We start from the raw sequence: 16982 nt of genomic DNA on the forward strand, positions 1-16982 counted from the left end.
TTGCGGATCGGTTACGCTTCCCGCCGTTGTTGCGGATGGCGACGAGGATCACCGTGCGATTGGCCTTGACCCTGTTCATGCTGTCCTTGCCTGCCATGGCGGCGGACAGGGCGACTCCGGTCGGAGTGGACGATTTCGGCCAGCGCCTGAGGGCGCTGGCGCTGCTGCAGACCCTCAACGCCGACCTGCTCAGCCACGACAGCGCCACGCTGACGCTGGAGCGATGGTGCGGCGCGCATGGCATGGCCGCGCCGGCGAAGGTGGTGGCGCGTCGCGTGCGCGGGCAGGCCAAGCCGTTGCCGCCGGACCTGCGCGCGCGGCTGATGATCGGTGCGGACGAGCCGGTGAAGTATCGCCGCGTGCAGTTGGCCTGCGGCGATCATGTGCTGTCCGAGGCGGACAACTGGTATCTGCCGGCGCGGCTGACCGCGGCGATGAACCGCACGCTCGACGACACCGACACGCCGTTCGGCAAGGTGGTGCTGCCGCTGCATTTCCGCCGCAAGACGCTGGACGCCGAGCTGTTGTGGTCGCCATTGCCGGCGGGCTGGGAGATGCGGGCCGCACCGGTGCCGGCCAATGGCGGCGCGCTAGCGATACCGCACGAGGTACTGCGCCACCGCGCGCTGCTGTTCGACGCGAACAATCGCCCCTTCAGCGCCGTGGTCGAGACCTATACCGACCAGGTGCTGGCGTTTTCGCCCGTAGCGCAGACGGCTTCGCCGCTGTCGTTCGACGGGCCGGCGACGCTGTACCAGCCCGATCGCGTATCGACGCAATACTCCGAGGTTCGCGTCGCGGTCAGCCCCGATGGCGACACGGTGCTCTGGGGCAGCGTCGACCGCCCGGGCGGGCCGGGCGGCTGGGACATCTGGATGATCCGCCGCCGCGGCGGCCAGTGGAGCGCGCCGCAGCCGGTGCCGTTCGACACGCCGGCGCACGAGTTCGATCCCGCCTTCGGCGCCGACGGCCACACCGTGTGGTTCTTCTCCGACCGTCCCGGCGGCCAGGGCGGCGACGATATCTGGAGCGTGGATTTCGATCCGCGCACGGCGCGCTTCGGCACGCCGCGCAACGCCGGGCCGGCGATCAACTCGGCCGGCGACGAATGGGCGCCGCCGCCCTCGCCGGACGGCAGCCAACTGCTGTTCGCCACCGACGGCCGCGGCGGTCGTGGCAGGCACGACCTGTTCCTCAGCACGTGGCGCGACGGCGCCTGGCAGCCGGCCGTGCCGCTGCCGGGCGAGGTGAACACCGCGCAGGACGAGTTCGACGCCACCTTCGTCGCCGGCGGTCGCGGCCTGGTCTATACGCATGCCGCCGACGTCGACAAGGACCCGAGCGAGCTGTGGTTCGCGCTGCGCGGCAAGGATGGCGGTTACCACGCGCCGCGCCGGATCGGCGAGAGCGTCAATGCCGCCGGTGGCTGGGCGATGGGGCCGGCGATCGATCCGCGGCGGCCGGGCGTGCTGCTGTTCTCCGGCAAGCGGTCGGAGGCGCAGCGCGGGCGATCCGACGTCTACGAAATTCCCTTCCACCTGGACGGGGAATGACCGCCCCGCATCGCAGGCGCTGCGACCGCGCGCCGCTATCATCTGCCGATGCCGAACGCGTTGACCGATGACCTGACCGACGGCCTGGTGGTGTACCGGGCCAGCCGGCTCGAAGCCCTGCTCGATCCGCTGCAGCAACTGCTGGACAGCGTGCCGCCGGCGCACGTGCTGGCGCCGCAGACGGTGATCGCCGCGCATCCGGGCATGCGCCACTGGCTGTCGGCCGCGCTGGCGCGCCGGCGCGGGCCGGGCGGCATCGTGGCGAACCTGCGCATCAGCCTGCCCAGCCTGTGGCTGGACGAGCTGGCGCAGAGCGAACTCGGCGCGGCGGCGGTGGCGCTGGCGCCGTACCGGCGCGACCGCCTGCGCTGGCGCATCCACGAACTGCTGCCGGAGGTCGCCGACGCGCAGGTCGGCGCCTATCTGGCCGGCGGCGATGCCGCGCGCCGCCGCTACCAGCTCGCCGACCGCCTGGCGCGGCTCTACACGCAATACCTGGTGTACCGGCCGGACTGGCTGCACGCCTGGGAGCGCGGCCGCGACGACGTGCCGGAACCCACCTTCATGGCGCCGCTGTGGCGGCAGTTGCGCACGGCGATCGGCCTGCCGCACCGCGGCGAGCGGGTCGAGGCGCTGGTGCGCCACCTGGCGCGCCACCCGCAGCGCCAGGCCACCGGCGAGCCGCTGCACATCTTCGGCGTCAGCCACCTGGCGCCGGCGGAGCTGGCGCTGCTGCGCGCGGTGGCGCGGCTGCGACCGGTGATCCTGTACGTGCCCGATCCCTGCCGCGAGTTCTGGGCCGGCCTGCGCGGCGAGCGCGAACAGTTGCGCGAGCAGGCGCAGCGCGTCGATTTCAGCGACGCCTCCGAGCAGTTCTTCCTGCAGATGGGCCATCCGCTGCTGGCGAGCTGGGGTCGCATGGGCCAGCACTTCATGCTCAACCTGCAGGCGTTCGACGACGCCATCCGCATGGACGTGCGCCACTGGCAGGACGAGGCGCCGCAGCAAGGCGAGGGCGACGGCCTGTTGCAGCGCCTGCAGGAAAGCATGCGCCAGCTCGATCCGTCGCTGCTGCAGCCGTTGCGCGACGGCGTGCCGGCGGCGCTTGCCGACCGCTCGCTGCGCGTGCACCTGTGCCATACCCGCCTGCGCGAGCTGGAAGTGCTGCGCGACGCGCTGCTGAACGAGCTGTCCGCGCGGCCGGACCTGAAGCCGTCCGACATCGTGGTGATGGCGCCGGACATCGCCGCCTACGTGCCGCTGCTGCCGGCGGTGTTCGGCGAGGCCGGCCGCCACCAGGGGCCGCTGCCCTATCACCTGGCCGACGTCGCGGTGGCGCGCACGCATCCGATGCTGAACGCGTTCAGCCGCCTGCTGTCGGTGCCCGAATCGCGGCTCACCGCGCCCGAGCTGCTCGACCTCATGCAGGTGCCGGAGGTGGCGCGTGCGCTGGGGCTGGACGAGGGCGACCTCGACACGCTGGCCCGCTGGCTGCGCCAGAGCCGCGTGGCGTGGGCGCTGGACGGCGCCTTCCGCGAAGGCTTCGGCGTGCCCGGCATCGACGAATACACCTTCGCCTGGGGCATGGACCGCCTGCTCGCCGGCTACGTGCTGGGCGAGGCCGAGCCGGGCGCGGCGGAGGCGGAACAAGGGTGGACCTTGCCTGATGGTGAACTGTGGCCGGTGGAAGGCGTGCACGGCCCGCAGGCCGCGGCGCTGGGCGCACTGGACCGGCTGCTGCTGACGCTGGCCGAACTGCACCGCGACGCCGCCACGCCGCGCACCGCCTCGGCCTGGGCGAACCGGCTGGAGCAATTGCTCGACGCGCTGTTCCGCATCGACCCGCGCGACCGCGAGGCGGTCGAGGCGCTGTCCCTGCTGCGCCGGTTCCTGCAGGCGACCAAGCTGGAGACCGCCGATTGCGGGCTCGATCCGCTGCTCGATTTCCCGGTGGTGCGCGAGGCGTTGCGCGAGCGCCTCGCGGCGGCGCCGGAGCGCCAGCGCTTCCTGCTCGGCGGCGTCACCTTCTGCGGCATGGTGCCCCAGCGCGCGATCCCGTTCCGGGTGATCGCCGTGCTCGGCCTCAACGACGGCGAGTTCCCGCGCATGGCGGGCGATGCGGGGCTGGACCTGATGCAGCGCCATCGCCGGCTGGGCGACCGCGACGTGCGCAACGACGACCGCTACCTGTTCCTGGAAACCGTGATGGCCGCGCGCGAGGTGCTGCACCTGTCGTACGTGGGCGAGGGCATCCGCGACGGCAAGCCGCGCAATCCCGCCGCCCCGCTGGCCGAACTGCTTGGCCTGCTGGACGAGCGGGCCGGCCTGCGCGGCGAGGAAGCCGATGCCGACGAGCGACCGGCGCCCCCCGGCGAACCCGGGACGATCCGCCGGCCATGGCGCGTCAAGCATCCGCTGCAGCCGTTCGACCGGCGCTATTTCGACGGCAGCGACCCGCGCCTGTTCTCGTTCGATGCGGGCCTTGCCGGCATGGTGCGCGGCGAGGCGCCGGCGCCGTTCGCGGATGGCACCGATGACGATGCGGCGGACGACGCGGCCGCGGCGGTTCCGCTGCGCGACGTGCAGGCGTATTACCGCGATTCGGCGCGGCAGGTACTGGCGCAGCGGCTCGACATCCGCCTGGACGCGCTCGCCGACGACCGCCTGCAGGAAAGCGAACCGTTGCAGGCCGGTTTCAGCGCGCTGGACCAGGTGGCGCGGCGGCTGTTCTTCGACGCCGTCGGCCAGGGGCGCTTCGATCTGCCCGAACAGGCGCCGGCCTGGCTGCGGCTGAGCGGCGCGCTGCCGAGCGGCCGCCTGGGCCTGGACGCCTGGACGGCCGAACGCGAGGCGGTGCAGGCGCTGCTGGAGGCCGCACGCGCGCATCCGCTGTTTGCCGGCGCGCCGCCGCAGCGCCAGCCGCGCATGCTGGCGCTGGTCGTGGACGGCGTCGCCGTCGAAGGCACGCTGGAGCGCGTCTACGCCGCCGGCGACGGCCTGTGGCTGTTCGAGGCCTGGCCGGGCCGGAAGGCGGCGGCGCTGACTTTCCGCGAACGGGTGCCGTTGTTCCTGGACTGGGCCTTGCTGCGGCTCGCCACCGATCCCGCCGTGCCGGTGCGCGTGGGCGTGCTTGCCGCCGACGGCGGCGCGGAGATCGAGGCACCGATCAATGCCTGGGCCGATGCGTTTGCGCAAACAGCCCACGACGCCTCCGCCGCGCGTGCCATGCTCGACGGGCTGGCCCGGCGCGTGGGCGCGCTGCTGGCGATCTGGCGGCAGGCCCAGCGGCGGCCCGTGTCCTACTTTCCGCGCACGAGCTGGGCCGCGCTGGACGAAAAACCCGAGGCCGCGCAATGGGCGTGGGAGGGCGACTTCGCCACCGGCGAGCGCGACTACGCACCGGGCTATGCGCGCCTGCTCGCGGGCGACGCGCATTTCGAGCCGGGCCATCCGGATCACGCCGCGTTGCAGGCGCTGGCGAGGCGGCTCGCGGCGCTGATCGACCTGTCGGCGGCCGGGGAGGAGCACGCATGAGCGGCACGGCGAGCGACGCCCCCGCCCTCGACTGGACCCGGCTGGCGCTGGCCGGGAACGGCCGCACCCTGATCGAGGCCAGCGCCGGCACCGGCAAGACCTGGACCATCGCCGTGCTGTACCTGCGCCTGCTGCTGGAGCAGGGCCTGGGGCCGCGCGCGATCGTCGTCACCACCTTCACCGACGCCGCGGCGCAGGAGCTGCGCGAGCGGCTGCGCGCCAAGCTGGCCTGGGGCGAAATGGCCGCCGAGGCGTGGCTGGCCGGCGATGCGCCGGCCGCCGCCGCGCCGGACCTCGCCTGGTTGCAGTCGCGCTGGCGCGACGAGCCCGCGCAGGCCGAGCGCGACCGCCTGCGCCTGCGGCTGGCCCAGGCCGAACTCGACATGGCGCCGGTCGGTACCCTGCACGGCCTGTGCCGGCGCATTCTCGGCGACTACCCGTTCGAGAGCGGCGGCGGCTTCCAGCTTGGCGAGATGGTGTCGTCGGAAGCGCTGTTCGACGAATGGTCGGCCGACCTGTGGCGGCGGTTGCAGCAGGGCGCGCAGGACGTGCCAGCCGCGCCGCCCTCGCTGGCCGCGCTGCGCCGCCAGCTCAAGGCCTACCTGCAGCCGGGCGTGGCGCTGTGGGCGCCGGACGCGGCCCAGCTCGACGCCGCGCTGCCGGCGGCGCAGGCCGACGTGCTGGAATCGTTCGCGGCGGAGAAGGCGCACTTCCTGCCGCGCAAGACCGCCCTGAAGAACGCCCTGCTCGCCCTGGCCGCGTGGCTGCGCGAGCGCGGCGAGCCGCCCAGGGCTTCGGCGATCGCCAACCTGCTCGCGGCCGAGGCCGATGCGCCGGAGCAACTGCAACCGGAGGCGCTCGCCAAGGCGGCCACGCGGGACGTGCTGGCCTTCGCCACGCGCGCCGCGCGGCTGCTGGAATACGCCGCCGAGGCCGACCACGTGCATGCGTGGCAAGGCTGGCTGGCGCAGGTGCAGGCCTGGCGCGAGCAACGCCTGGCCGCGCGCGCGCAGCTCACCTTCGACGAGCTGATCGCGCGCGTGGGCACCGCGCTCAAGCGCGAGGACCGCGTGCTGGCCGACCGCCTGCACGCGGCGTGGCCGGTGGCCCTGGTGGACGAGTTCCAGGACACCGACGGCCAGCAGTACGACATCCTGCAGGCGATCTACAGCGATGCGGCCGGCGCCGCACGCGGCCGGCTGGTGATGATCGGCGACCCCAAGCAGGCGATCTACCGCTTCCGCGGCGGCGACATCCACACCTACCTGCGTGCGGCCGGCGCCGCCGACCAGGTGCTGCGGCTGGATACCAACCACCGTTCGTCGCGCGCGCTGGTGGCGGCGGTCAACCAGTTCTACGCGGCGGCCGGCCCGGTGCTGAGCGCGTGCGCCGACGGCCCGATCCGCTACGAGCCGGTGCGGGCCAGCGGCCGCCGCGACGGCGAGGCCTACACTGTCGACGGCATGCCGGTGGCGCAGCCGCTGCAATTGCACCTGAAAACGGCTTGCCCCGCCGCGGTGCCGGCGCGCACGCGCGAGGCGCTGGAAGCCTGCGCGCGGCAGATCGCCGCCCTGCTGCAATCGCATGGCCATCGCATCGGCGAGGCGCCGGTGCGCCCGGGCGACATCGCCGTGTTGCTGCCCGGCAACCAGGACATCGCCGCGCTGCGCGCCCTGCTGCAGCGGCACGGCGTGCCCTGCGTGGGCGCGGGGCGTTCCAGCGTGTTCGCGCTGGACGTCGCGCGCGAGCTGCAGATCGTGCTGTACGGCATCGACCACGCCAGCGACGAAAGCGCGGTGCGCGCGGCGCTGGCGACGCGCCTGCTCGGCCTGTCGTTCGGCGCGCTGAAGGCGCTGCGCGCGCAGCCGGAAGCATGGCTGGAGCACGAGCAGCAGTTCCAGCAATGGCGAGCGCGCTGGCAGCGCGAGGGCGTGCTGGCGGTGGTGCGCGCGCTGATCGAGCGCGCCGCGCCGGCGCTGCTGGCCGGCGACGAGGGCGAGCGCACGCTCACCGATCTGCGCCATCTGGGCGAACTGTTGCAGGCGCAGTCGGAACAATTGCACGGCAGCGAACAACTGCTGGCCTGGCTGGCGCGCCAGCGCGAGGGCGAGGCGGCCGGCGGCGACGCCGCCGACGAGCAGCAACTGCGCATCGAGTCCGACGCGCACCGCGTGCGCCTGATGACCCTGCATGCGAGCAAGGGGCTGGAGTTCCCGATCGTGTTCCTGCCCCTGATGTGGGACCACACGCGCAGCGGCATGGACACCACGGCGGTGATCGACGAAGCCCTGTGCGGCCGGCGGGTGATCGGCTTCGGCAAGGCAGCCAGGGCGCAGTACGACCGCGAGGGGCAGGACGAACGCTTCCGCGTGCTGTACGTGGCGCTCACCCGCGCCATCCATGCCTGCCACGTCTACGTGCTGCCGCCGGACCGGCCGGCCGACGCGCGCAGCGACAAGCCGCTGCGCGACCCCGCGCGCGCGCCGCTGGACGTGTCGGCCGAGCGTCTGCTGGCGGCGCGGGCCGCCGGCCTCGACCTCGCTACCGACGCGCCGCAACTGGGCTGGCTCGAGGACGAGTGGCCGTGGCAGGCGGGCCGCATCGCGCCGGAGGCGCCCGACGCCGGCGCGCGCGCGGTGCGCGCGATGCCGCCGGCGCACCCCGACGCGCGGGTCTACAGCTTCTCCACCCTGACCCGCGGCGCGCAGGCCGGCACGCTGGAGGACGCCGCCGCCAGCGACGAGTCGCCGGCCGCCGACGACGTCGCCGATGCGCTCGACACCCTGCTTCCCGAGGCGGCGCCTGTGCCGGCGCATCCGGAACTGGCCGCATTGGCGGCGATCCGCGGCGCCGACATCGGCAATGCCTTGCACGCGATGTTCGAGCACCGCGTGGTGGGCGAGCCGATGACCCGGCAACTGGAGCTGATCGACCGCGAGCTGCGCGAGGCCGGCGTGCCGCTGGACGAGCGCGAGCGCCCCGCGACGATCCAGCGACTGGCGCGGCGGCTGCAGGCCAACCTCGACGCGACCCTGCTGCCCGGGCTCGCGCTCGGCGCGGTGCCGCCGGAGTGCCAGCTCGCCGAGATGGAGTTCCACTACGTGCTGGACGACGCCTCGATGGCCGGCCTGCGCGACGCCTGCGCGCGGCATGGCGAGCCGGCGCTGGTGCCGTTCACGGCCGCCGGCCGGCTGCGCGGCCGCATGACCGGCAAGATCGACCTGATCCTCGAACACGACGGGCGCTATTACGTGCTCGATTACAAGAGCAACTACCTCGGCGACCGTGTGGACGGCTATCTGCCCGCAGCGCTCGGCGCGGCGATGGACGCGCACCAGTACCGCTTCCAGGCGCTGCTCTACACCGTGGCGGTGGACCGGATGCTGCGCCAGCGGCTGCCCGGCTATCGCCGCGAGCGGCATCTGGGCGAGGCGATCTACCTGTTCGTGCGCGCGGTCGGCCTCGCGCCCGAGGCCGGCATCTGGCGGCACCGCTTCGACGATGCGCTGATCGACGCCGCCGATGCCGCGCTCGCCGGCGCCGACGCGGGAGTGGCCGCATGAGCGCCTACCGCTTCCTCGCCTCGCCGTTGGAGCTGGCCGACGCGCCGTGGCGCCCGCTCGACCGCGCGCTGCTGCGCTGGACCCTGGGGCACGGCGGCTCGCCCCTGCTGGCCCGGATCGCGGCATGGGCCAGTTTCGCCGACGGCGAGGGCGACACCGCGCTGCCGTTGGCGGGCGCCGCCGCTGGCCGCCATGGCATGTCATGGCTGGACGAGGGCGAGATCGAGGCATTGCGGCACGAGCCGCTGGTCGGCGACGGCCGCGCGCCGTCGCCGTTCGTTATCGATGGCGAGGGCCGCTTCTACCTCTGGCGCAACCATGCCCACGAGGCCGCCGTGGCCCGGCTGCTGCGCGAGCGCCGGGGTGCGCAGGCGCAGGCGGCGGTGGACGAGGCGCTGCTGGACGAGCTGTTCCAGGGCGACCGCTCGGCCGCGGTATTGCGCCAGCGCGAGGCCGTGGCCCGGGCCGCCGGGCGCCGCCTGTTCGTGCTCACCGGCGGCCCCGGCACCGGCAAGACCACCACCGTGCTGCGCATGCTGCTGATGCTGCAGCGGCAGGCCGGCGGCCCGCTCGCGATCCAGGCCGGCGCGCCCACCGGCAAGGCCGCGCAGCGGCTGATGCAGTCGCTGCGGCAGGGCAAGCAGGCGCTGGCCGCGAGCCTGGACGGCGCATGGGCGCCGCTGCTCGCCGCGATTCCCGACGCCGAGGCGCTTACTCTGCACCGTATGCTGGGCTACGACCCGCGGCGCAACGGCTTCGCCCGCGACGGCGCGCATCCCATCGCCGCCGACGTGGTGGTGGTGGACGAAGCCTCGATGGTCGACCTGGCCATGCTGCATGCCCTGCTCGCCGCCGTGCGCCCGGATGCCACGCTGATCCTGGTGGGCGACGCCGACCAGCTCACCTCGGTGGCCGCCGGCTCGGTGCTGATGGACCTGGTCACCGCGCTGGAAGCGCAACAGGCCGACGACATCGTGCGGCTGGAACACAGCTTCCGCGCGGAACGGCAACTGGTGCCGATCAACCGCGCCGTGCGCAGCGGCGATATCGACGCCCTGCGCCAGGCCTTCGACGCGGCGGGCGCGGATGCGCACTGGCGCGCCATGAACGATGCCGATGCCTTGCGCCGCGTGCTGGCGGACTGGTGCGGACAATTGGCCGAGCTGCCGATCCGCCCGACCCTGCCGGCGCGCACGCAGGACGGCGACGACGCGCGCGCCGCGCAGGCGGTGCAGGCCCTGCGCGCGCTGGCCCGGCGGCAGTTGCTGTCGGCGCTGCGCGAGGAAAGCTTCGGTGCGCGTGCGCTCAATGCCTGGATCGAGCAGCGGCTGAAGCGCCTGTGGGGCGTGCCGGAGGATCGCGTGTGGTACGCCGGCCGTGCCGTGCTGATTACCCGCAACGACTACGCGGCGCGCCTTTACAACGGCGACGTCGGCCTGTGCCTGGCCGAGGCCGACGGCTCGCTGCGGGTGTGGTTCGAGACCGTCGATGCGGACGGCCATGCCACCGCGCGCAGCTTCGCCCCCGGCACCTTGCCGCTGCACGAGGGCGGCTTCGCCATCACCGTGCACAAGAGCCAGGGCTCGGAATACGACCTTGCCGCGGTGCTGCTGCCGCCCGATCCGGATCACCGCATCCTGTCGCGGCAACTGCTCTACACCGGCCTGTCGCGGGCCAGGCGGCAGGTCGAGCTGTGGGCCAGTCCGCCGGCGGCGGCCGCCGCGTTGGCGCGACCGATCGAGCGCGTGAGTGGGCTGGTGGCCCGGTTGTCGGCGGCGGCGGATTGATTTGGCGCTTCGCGATCGGTTGTCGACGACTGTGGCGAGGCGCGGTTTCTATCTGGCGTTTTTGCGACTGGCTTGCCTGCAACTAGAGGGAGTCCTTACGGCGCGGACCAGAAGAACTTCCCTGCGGTGACCGAAGGAAGTTTCTGTGGGGCGAGGTTTCTACTCGGGGATTTCGGCGACTTGGCCCGCCGTAGGCGAGCCCAGTCGCCAATATGCCCAAGTAGAAACTCGTCTTCACGGGCACTCATTTCGGTATCGGTACGAGGACGCAACCATCACTCCCGCGATTCAGGCCGCTAGCAGTGTGAGCTTCAAACAAGGGCTCGGGCTGAAGCGAGGTTTGCTGATACTTTCGTCACAAGACCGGGACGGACCGATTGATCAGGGGCGACCGGAGACGTTACGTTGGTCGTTATTCACCATGACGAAGGAACGTCGATATGGCCAATGAGAACATGCGTTTGAGCCAGGCGGGTCGTGCGGCGCTTACGCATACTGAAGCAGTACGCCGCACTCATTACAACGATCAAGGTAATAACTGCACCCTAGGAGTGGGCACTCTCGTTCACTATGGCCCTTGCACGGCGCAGGAAATGGCAGCGCCGCCCTTACCCGATGCCGTGGTACGGCAACATTTGGATCGCGGTGTTGACCGAGCCGAACGTTTGGTACGCCATGCGGTTCGAGCGCACGACCTGACGCAGGCGCAGTTCGACGCCGCGGTCAGCTTTGTCTACAACACGGGCGCGACGCGGCCACTGCGTGTAGCCAACACTGGCAACCTGGCCGAAGTGGCACGCTAGATGATGCAGTACACGATGGTGTGTCAGCATGACCAGCACACAGGTCGCGCGATCAACGGAACATGCCGCCAGAGCGGCGGTCTGTTGAATCGACGGCGGCGAGAAGCTGCGCCCTTTGGTACCACTCCGTGAAGCGCCTTAGTTTGTGGGTGTGTATGTGCCTGGCGATCGGCGCATGCCACGCATCGCAAATCGTCGCTCGGGTCAGCGCCAGTGACTTCTATGGCACCTGGACAGTCACGAAAATCAACGCGGTGAGCAGGGTTTCGGAAAGCGAGGAGCGGATGAACGCTCTGGTAGGTACGGTGCTCACGATCACGGCAGACAAAGTGGTCGAGGCGGGCGAAGATCCATGCCCTATCGTGAAGCCATACCCCATCGTCTCGGTGGTCGATACCCTTGACGAGGTTCCCATCCAGGCTGCGCCGTCACCAGCTGCAGCTGGCCTGCCGGCGCGAGCTCCCATGCTGGACAGTGGCTGTCTTGCGATCTTCAAGGTCGGCGACCACATCGTTTTCGGCGACCGCGGCGCCTATTACGAGGCAAAGCGGTCCATGCCATAGTCGGCGAGCATGGATACCCGCTCCGTGCCCTTTGCCTCGTTGAATGTCTACCGCCTTCAATTACTCAGGAACGGCTGCGCGATCTTCAGCACCGTCTGATACGGCTCCGGCTCATTGCGGTTGCTGAGCAGCACAATGGTGAGGTGCTGCCTGGGCCAGCGCACGATCACGTTGCGGAAGCCGATGCTCTCGCCCGAATGCCACAGCGTGTCGCCGGTGATGCGCCAGCCGAAACCGTATTTCGCCTCGTAGGGTTCGCCCGTGACGGTGGCGTGCGGGCTGAAGGCGAGCTTGCGCGAGGCGTCGCTGAGCAGGCGGTCGTCGTACAGGGCCGCATCCCACTTGGCGAGGTCGTCGGTGTTGGAATAGATGCCGCCATCGCCGCGCGTGGCGCTGGTGAGGTCCTGGTCGGTGCGCGTCCAGCGTCCCTTGGTGAAGCTGTAGCCGTAGGCGCGCCGAGGCACCTCCGGGCCCTTGCCGTGTTCGTAGAGCAGGGTGTGGTCCATGTGCAGCGGCGCGAAGATGCGCGCCTTGAGGAAGGCCGGCAGGGTCTGGCCGGAGGCTTTCTCCACCACCAGCCCGAGCAGTACGTAGCCGGAGTTGCTGTAGCGGTAGCTGGTGCCCGGCGCGAAGTAGCTCTTCGAGGTGGCCGAGAGCAGCTTGAGCACGTCCTGGTCGTCGAGCTGCGTGGCCTGGCTGGCGGGCATCAGGTCTTCGTAGTCGATCAGGCCGCCGGTATGGCTGAGCAGTTGGCGCAGCGTGACCTTGTCGGTGCTGGCAGGCAGCGAGGGCAGCCAGTGGCGGATCGAATCGTCCAGGGTCAGCTTGTGGCCCTCGGCCAGCAGCAGGATCGCCGCGGCGGTGAACTGCTTGCTGATCGAGGCGAGCCGGTAGTCGGTGGCGGGCGAAGCCGCTTCGTGCTGCTCCAGGTTCGCCAGCCCGTAGCCGCGGCGCAGCAGCGGCTTGCCGTCCTTGAGCACCAGCAGCGAGGCGCCGGGGACGTCGCCGGTGTATTTCCGCATCAGGCGGTCGGCGTTGCGGACCGCGTCCGACGTTGCGGCATGGGCGAAACCGGCGGTGGACAGCAGCGCGATGAGGAGGACGGTGGCCAGGCGCATGGTGGATCTCCGTGCGGTGAAGATTGAGCCCCTCTCCCGTCGGGAGAGGGGTTGGGGAGTGGGTGCGGACGGAGCGATATGTCGCGTTTCGCCCGTACCCTCTCCCGCCTGTCGGCACCCTCTCCCGTCGGGAGAGGGATTCGGCCATGGAGGATGGCGTTTACTGCACCGGCACGTCGTACAGCGTGTGCGGCGTGGGCTCCGGCGTGAAGGTGTAGTGCCACCATTCCATCGGGTAGTTCTTGAAGCCCTCGCGTGCCATCGCCGCAAGCAGACGCTGCCGGTTGGCGCGCTGCGCGGGCGTGATGCCCGGGTCGTCGGTGTTCGCGCGGGTACCGAAGTAGTCGAAGTCGGTGCCCGCATCGAGCAGTGCGCAGTGCGAATCGTCGGCAGCGCATTGCTCGAGGCCGAGGTCGACCGTGGCGCCGCGGCTGTGGCCGGATACCGAGGCGATGTAGCCGTCCAGCAGCTTGGACTTGTCCAGCGTCGGGTAGTGCTGCGGCTTGGTGCGCTGGTCGTCGAGGTCGTGCGCCCAGCGCACGAAGTCCGCCACCGCGCGGGCGGGGCGGTAGCAGTCCCAGATCTTCAGACGCAGGTGCCGCGCGCGCAGCTCGTGTTCGACGCGGGCGAGAGCTTCGGCGACGGGACGCAGCAGGAAGCACTTCGGCGCGCGGTAGCCGTCTACCGGCCGGCCGACGAAGTTGTCGCTGCCGGCGTACTTGATGTCCTCGGCGATGTCCGGCACCAGGCTGCGGATATCGACCAGGTTGGCGGCTTCGGCGGTGGTCGCGGGCGACAGCGTCGGGGGTTGCTCCTTCGCGTGGACGGTGGCGAGCATGCCGAACGCGGCGAGCAGCAGGGCGGCTCCGGTTCTTCGCAGGAGCGTAGCCCGTGCGCGAAGGCGTGCGGCCATGCCGGCGTTCATTCGTGCATGGCGCGTGTTGCCATGGGTGGAGACGTTCGCAGGGGTCATGGGCGGCAGCTCCCGGTGCGCTGGAAATCGAGGTCTTCGTAGTCGGAACTGAAGTCGCCTTGCGGATCGAGCTTGGCCATGCGCAGGGCGACCGGCTGCTTGCCGCTGGCCGGATGGAAATCCAGCCACGCGTCCAGGTTGCCCGAGTCCCAGTGCACCAGGTAGCGGTCGCCCAGGCGCATCACCGTGCCGGCCAGCGTGGGCGATTTCGCGGCGGAGAAATGCACCTGGTCGCCGCGCGGGCACAGCGCGACGTCGCCGAACCACGGGTCGCGGTAGTTGCCGGTCCATGCCGCCAGTTCGGCGGCGGTGGCCGGCCGCTGCGACGAGGTGTCCGGCATGCGGGCGGCGGCGGGGCGCTGCCTGGCCTCGCGCTCCAGCGCGTCGGCGTACCAGTTCGCGTCGCGCGCCTCGCCGGGCGCGGTGAAGTGCTTGGTCAGCATCTCGCCCAGCACGGTGCGCGCATCGTCCGCCTCGCCGTTGATGAGGAAGACGAAGCCGCTGCGGCGGTCGGGCAGCAGCGACAGCATCGAGTACATGCCGTTCAGGGTGCCGGTGTGCCATACGTTCCACTGGCCGTCCACGTCGGCCATGCGCCAGCCGTAGCCGTAGGCCATCACGTGCGCGTTGTCCCAGGCGCGCCGCTGCGCGGAGACCGGGATAAGCATGTGCGGCGACTGCAGGACCTGCCGCTGCGCCGGCGACAGCCAGGCGAGCTGGGCCGGCGTGGGGACGAGCCAGTTGCGCGCCCAGCTCAGCATGTCGGTGAGGTCGCAGCGGATGCCGCCGGCCGCGGCCGAGGTGATCGCCGGGATCTGCGCGCCGTCGGCGTCCACCACCACGTTGCGGCCGTGCTCGCGGCCGTGCGGCTGCGCCACGTCGCCCACCGCGTCGCGGTCCCAGGCGCCAACCTGGCAGCGCGAGAGGCCGAGCGGCTCGAACACTTCGCGGCGCATCAGCGTCTCGTACGGCGCGCCGCCCGCGGCGGCGGCCACCTCGCCGGCCACCACGTAGAGCAGGTTGTCGTACTGGTACTGCGAGCGAAAGCTGTAGCCGGGCTTGATGTAGGCCAGGCCGTGGATGATGTCGGCGCGGGTGAACGCGTTCGGCTCCGGCCACAGCATCAGGTCGCCGCCGCCCTCGGGCAGGCCGCTGGAATGGGTCAGCAGGTCGGCCACGCGCATGTTCGCGGTGACCCACGGGTCGTGCATGCGGAACGGCGGCAGATACTTCGTCACCGGGTCGTCCCAGCGCAGCTTGCCCTGGTCCACCAGCCGGCCGAGCAGGGCGGTGGTCATCGCCTTGCTGTTGGAGGCGATCTTGAACAGCGTCTGCGGGGTGATCTCGTGGCCCGAGCCGGCGACCGTCTCGCCCACGGTGCGGACGTAGGCGACCTTGCCGTCCTCGACCACGCCGACGGCAAGGCCGGGCAGGCGGTAGCGGGCGACGACGTCGTCGACGATGCGGTCGTAGGCGCGGGTGTCGGCGGTGGCGATCGGCGCAGGTGCCGCGGTGGATGCGATCGGGGCGGCTGGTGCGACCGGCGGGAAAAGCGCCGCCGGACCGGTCGATGCCGTCGGCGTCGCGGCCTGTGTTGCGGTAGCGGCAAACAGGCCGAGCAGCACCGCCGTCATTCCTGCGAAAGCAGGAATCCAGCGCCTTTGGGCCTCCTCGCGATGTCTGCCGGGTAAAAGGCACTGGATCCCGGCCTTCGCCGGGATGACGGCGGGTGGGATGAGGGAGCGCGGGATAGCAGCGGACGGGGTATGGGCGGGACTGGTGGGAAGCGCGAAGTCTGCGGGAATGGCGGAGGAGGGAACGCGGCGGTGGGCCGTGCAGCGAAGGCCGCCAGGACCGCGCTTGCACTCAATGCCGCGCATGACGTTCCACCTCGCCCCACACGCGCAGCAGGTTGCCGCCCCACAGCTTGGCGATGTCGGCGTCGCTGAAGCCGCGCTTGCGCAGGGCGGCGGTGACGTTGCGGGTCTCGCCGGCATTGGCCCAGCCGGTGATGCCGCCGCCGCCGTCGAAGTCCGAGGCGATGCCGACGTGGTCGATGCCGGCGACCTTCACCATGTGCTGGATCTGGTCCATGTACTCGTCGAGCGAGGCCAGCGGGTACTTCTTCTGGATCTCCGCCATGCCCTTGTCCATCGCGGGCAGGTAGTCGTCCTTGTCGCTGTCGTACTCCTTGTCGCCGAGCTGTTTCGCGATGGCATCCTGCAGCTTCTTCTCGGCGGCCTCGCGGCCCGGGTCGTTCTTCAGGAATTCCTTGTAGGCCACCGCGTCGATCACGCCGCCCTTGGCGGCGATCGCGCGCAGCAGGTCGTCGGGCAGGTTGCGCGGGTGGTCGAGCACGGCGCGGGCGCCGGAGTGCGAGGCGTAGATCGGCGCCGTGGACAGCCTGAGCGCCTCGCGCACGCAGGCGTCGGAGGAGTGCGAGACGTCGACCAGCATGCCGAGCTGGTTGGCGCGTTTCACCACGGCGCGGCCGAAGTCGCTCATGCCGGTGTCGCCGGCGCTGTTCATCGCCGGCTCGTGCAGGTCCTTGTCGGGCAACGAGCTGGTGCACAGGTCGTTGTTGCCGACGTGGGCCAGGCCGATCGAGCGCGCGCCGCGGTCGTAGGCGGCGTCGAGGCGATGGATGTCGTGGCCGAGCGAGTAGCCGTTCTCGATCTCGATCGTCGCCGACAGCAGCCCGGCCTTGCGGTTGGCCAGAAGTTGTTCCGGCGTGGTGGCGAGCCGGATGCGGTCGGGATACATCATCAGCATGCGGCCGATCGCCTCGTACTTCTGCTCGGCCTGTTCCACCGCCTTGGCGTAGCCGGCGGCGTCGAGCTTGTGCTGCGGCACCCAGACCACGAAGAAGGCGGCATTGAGTCCGCCGCGCTCCATCTTGCCCAGGTCGACCAGCAGCGGCGTGGGCTTGCCCACGTCGAAGCGCGGCTCGCGCATGTAGTTGAAGGGGATGTCGACGTGGGTGTCGATGGTGACCGGCGGATCCTGCTCGGCATGCGCCGGAAGCGTGCCGGCCAAGGCCAGCGCGGCGAAGAGGGCGGTGCGTGCGATCGTGTTCATGGAGTCTTCC

The 16982-nt window shown here is 71.2% G+C and carries 10 protein-coding genes; 6 read left to right on the top strand and 4 right to left on the bottom strand.

Going from position 1 to position 16982, the window contains the following annotated elements; translation table 11 throughout:
- The first annotated feature begins 53 nt into the window (after positions 1 to 53).
- The 6 genes from ASG87_RS19885 to ASG87_RS06050 all read left to right on the top strand — a co-directional run bounded on the left by ASG87_RS19885 (position 54) and on the right by ASG87_RS06050 (position 11803).
- Positions 54 to 1553: a hypothetical protein gene (locus ASG87_RS19885; RefSeq protein ID WP_235499578.1), complete on the top strand. Its 1500-nt coding sequence runs from the start codon at positions 54 to 56 to the stop codon at positions 1551 to 1553.
- A 48-nt stretch (positions 1554 to 1601) separates the two neighbouring features.
- Complete coding sequence (gene recC, locus ASG87_RS06035; RefSeq protein ID WP_056002337.1) at positions 1602 to 5087, top strand: exodeoxyribonuclease V subunit gamma; 3486 nt, start codon at positions 1602 to 1604, stop codon at positions 5085 to 5087.
- Positions 5084 to 8650 (top strand): UvrD-helicase domain-containing protein, encoded by a 3567-nt coding sequence (locus tag ASG87_RS06040; protein WP_056002340.1) that lies wholly within the window; start codon positions 5084 to 5086, stop codon positions 8648 to 8650. Before recC ends, ASG87_RS06040 begins: the two co-directional genes overlap by 4 nt.
- Complete coding sequence (recD, locus tag ASG87_RS06045) at positions 8647 to 10437, top strand: exodeoxyribonuclease V subunit alpha (RefSeq protein ID WP_056002343.1); 1791 nt, start codon at positions 8647 to 8649, stop codon at positions 10435 to 10437. Before ASG87_RS06040 ends, recD begins: the two co-directional genes overlap by 4 nt.
- A 440-nt stretch (positions 10438 to 10877) precedes the next feature.
- Complete coding sequence (locus ASG87_RS19190; RefSeq protein ID WP_200949009.1) at positions 10878 to 11240, top strand: glycoside hydrolase family protein; 363 nt, start codon at positions 10878 to 10880, stop codon at positions 11238 to 11240.
- Positions 11241 to 11368: 128 nt separating this feature from the next.
- Positions 11369 to 11803 (top strand): hypothetical protein, encoded by a 435-nt coding sequence (locus tag ASG87_RS06050; protein WP_157510907.1) that lies wholly within the window; start codon positions 11369 to 11371, stop codon positions 11801 to 11803.
- A 56-nt stretch (positions 11804 to 11859) separates the two neighbouring features.
- On the opposite strand, the gene ASG87_RS06055 is transcribed toward ASG87_RS06050, so the two are convergent.
- The 4 genes from ASG87_RS06055 to ASG87_RS06070 form a co-directional block, all read right to left on the bottom strand.
- Positions 11860 to 12921 carry a serine hydrolase domain-containing protein gene (locus ASG87_RS06055; protein ID WP_056002349.1) on the bottom strand — a complete coding sequence of 354 codons (1062 nt, stop codon included), beginning with the start codon at positions 12919 to 12921 and terminating at the stop codon, positions 11860 to 11862.
- Positions 12922 to 13081: 160 nt separating this feature from the next.
- Positions 13082 to 13759 carry a M15 family metallopeptidase gene (locus ASG87_RS06060; protein WP_056002391.1) on the bottom strand — a complete coding sequence of 226 codons (678 nt, stop codon included), beginning with the start codon at positions 13757 to 13759 and terminating at the stop codon, positions 13082 to 13084.
- Between the two features lie 131 nt (positions 13760 to 13890).
- Positions 13891 to 15519 carry a serine hydrolase gene (locus ASG87_RS06065; RefSeq protein WP_326937883.1) on the bottom strand — a complete coding sequence of 543 codons (1629 nt, stop codon included), beginning with the start codon at positions 15517 to 15519 and terminating at the stop codon, positions 13891 to 13893.
- Between the two features lie 241 nt (positions 15520 to 15760).
- Positions 15761 to 16972 (bottom strand): dipeptidase, encoded by a 1212-nt coding sequence (locus ASG87_RS06070; RefSeq protein ID WP_056002352.1) that lies wholly within the window; start codon positions 16970 to 16972, stop codon positions 15761 to 15763.
- Between the last annotated feature and the right edge of the window lie 10 nt (positions 16973 to 16982).

This window comes from Frateuria sp. Soil773, from assembly GCF_001428405.1.
Lineage (GTDB): Bacteria > Pseudomonadota > Gammaproteobacteria > Xanthomonadales > Rhodanobacteraceae > LMSL01.

Coding starts and splice junctions, on each gene's coding strand:
- ASG87_RS06070 (WP_056002352.1), bottom strand. CDS start 16,972: ATGAACACGATCGCACGCACCGCCCTCTTCGCCGCGCTGGCCTTGGCC.
- recC (WP_056002337.1), top strand. CDS start 1,602: ATGCCGAACGCGTTGACCGATGACCTGACCGACGGCCTGGTGGTGTAC.
- ASG87_RS06060 (WP_056002391.1), bottom strand. CDS start 13,759: ATGCTCGCCACCGTCCACGCGAAGGAGCAACCCCCGACGCTGTCGCCC.
- ASG87_RS19190 (WP_200949009.1), top strand. CDS start 10,878: ATGGCCAATGAGAACATGCGTTTGAGCCAGGCGGGTCGTGCGGCGCTT.
- ASG87_RS06040 (WP_056002340.1), top strand. CDS start 5,084: ATGAGCGGCACGGCGAGCGACGCCCCCGCCCTCGACTGGACCCGGCTG.
- recD (WP_056002343.1), top strand. CDS start 8,647: ATGAGCGCCTACCGCTTCCTCGCCTCGCCGTTGGAGCTGGCCGACGCG.
- ASG87_RS06055 (WP_056002349.1), bottom strand. CDS start 12,921: ATGCGCCTGGCCACCGTCCTCCTCATCGCGCTGCTGTCCACCGCCGGT.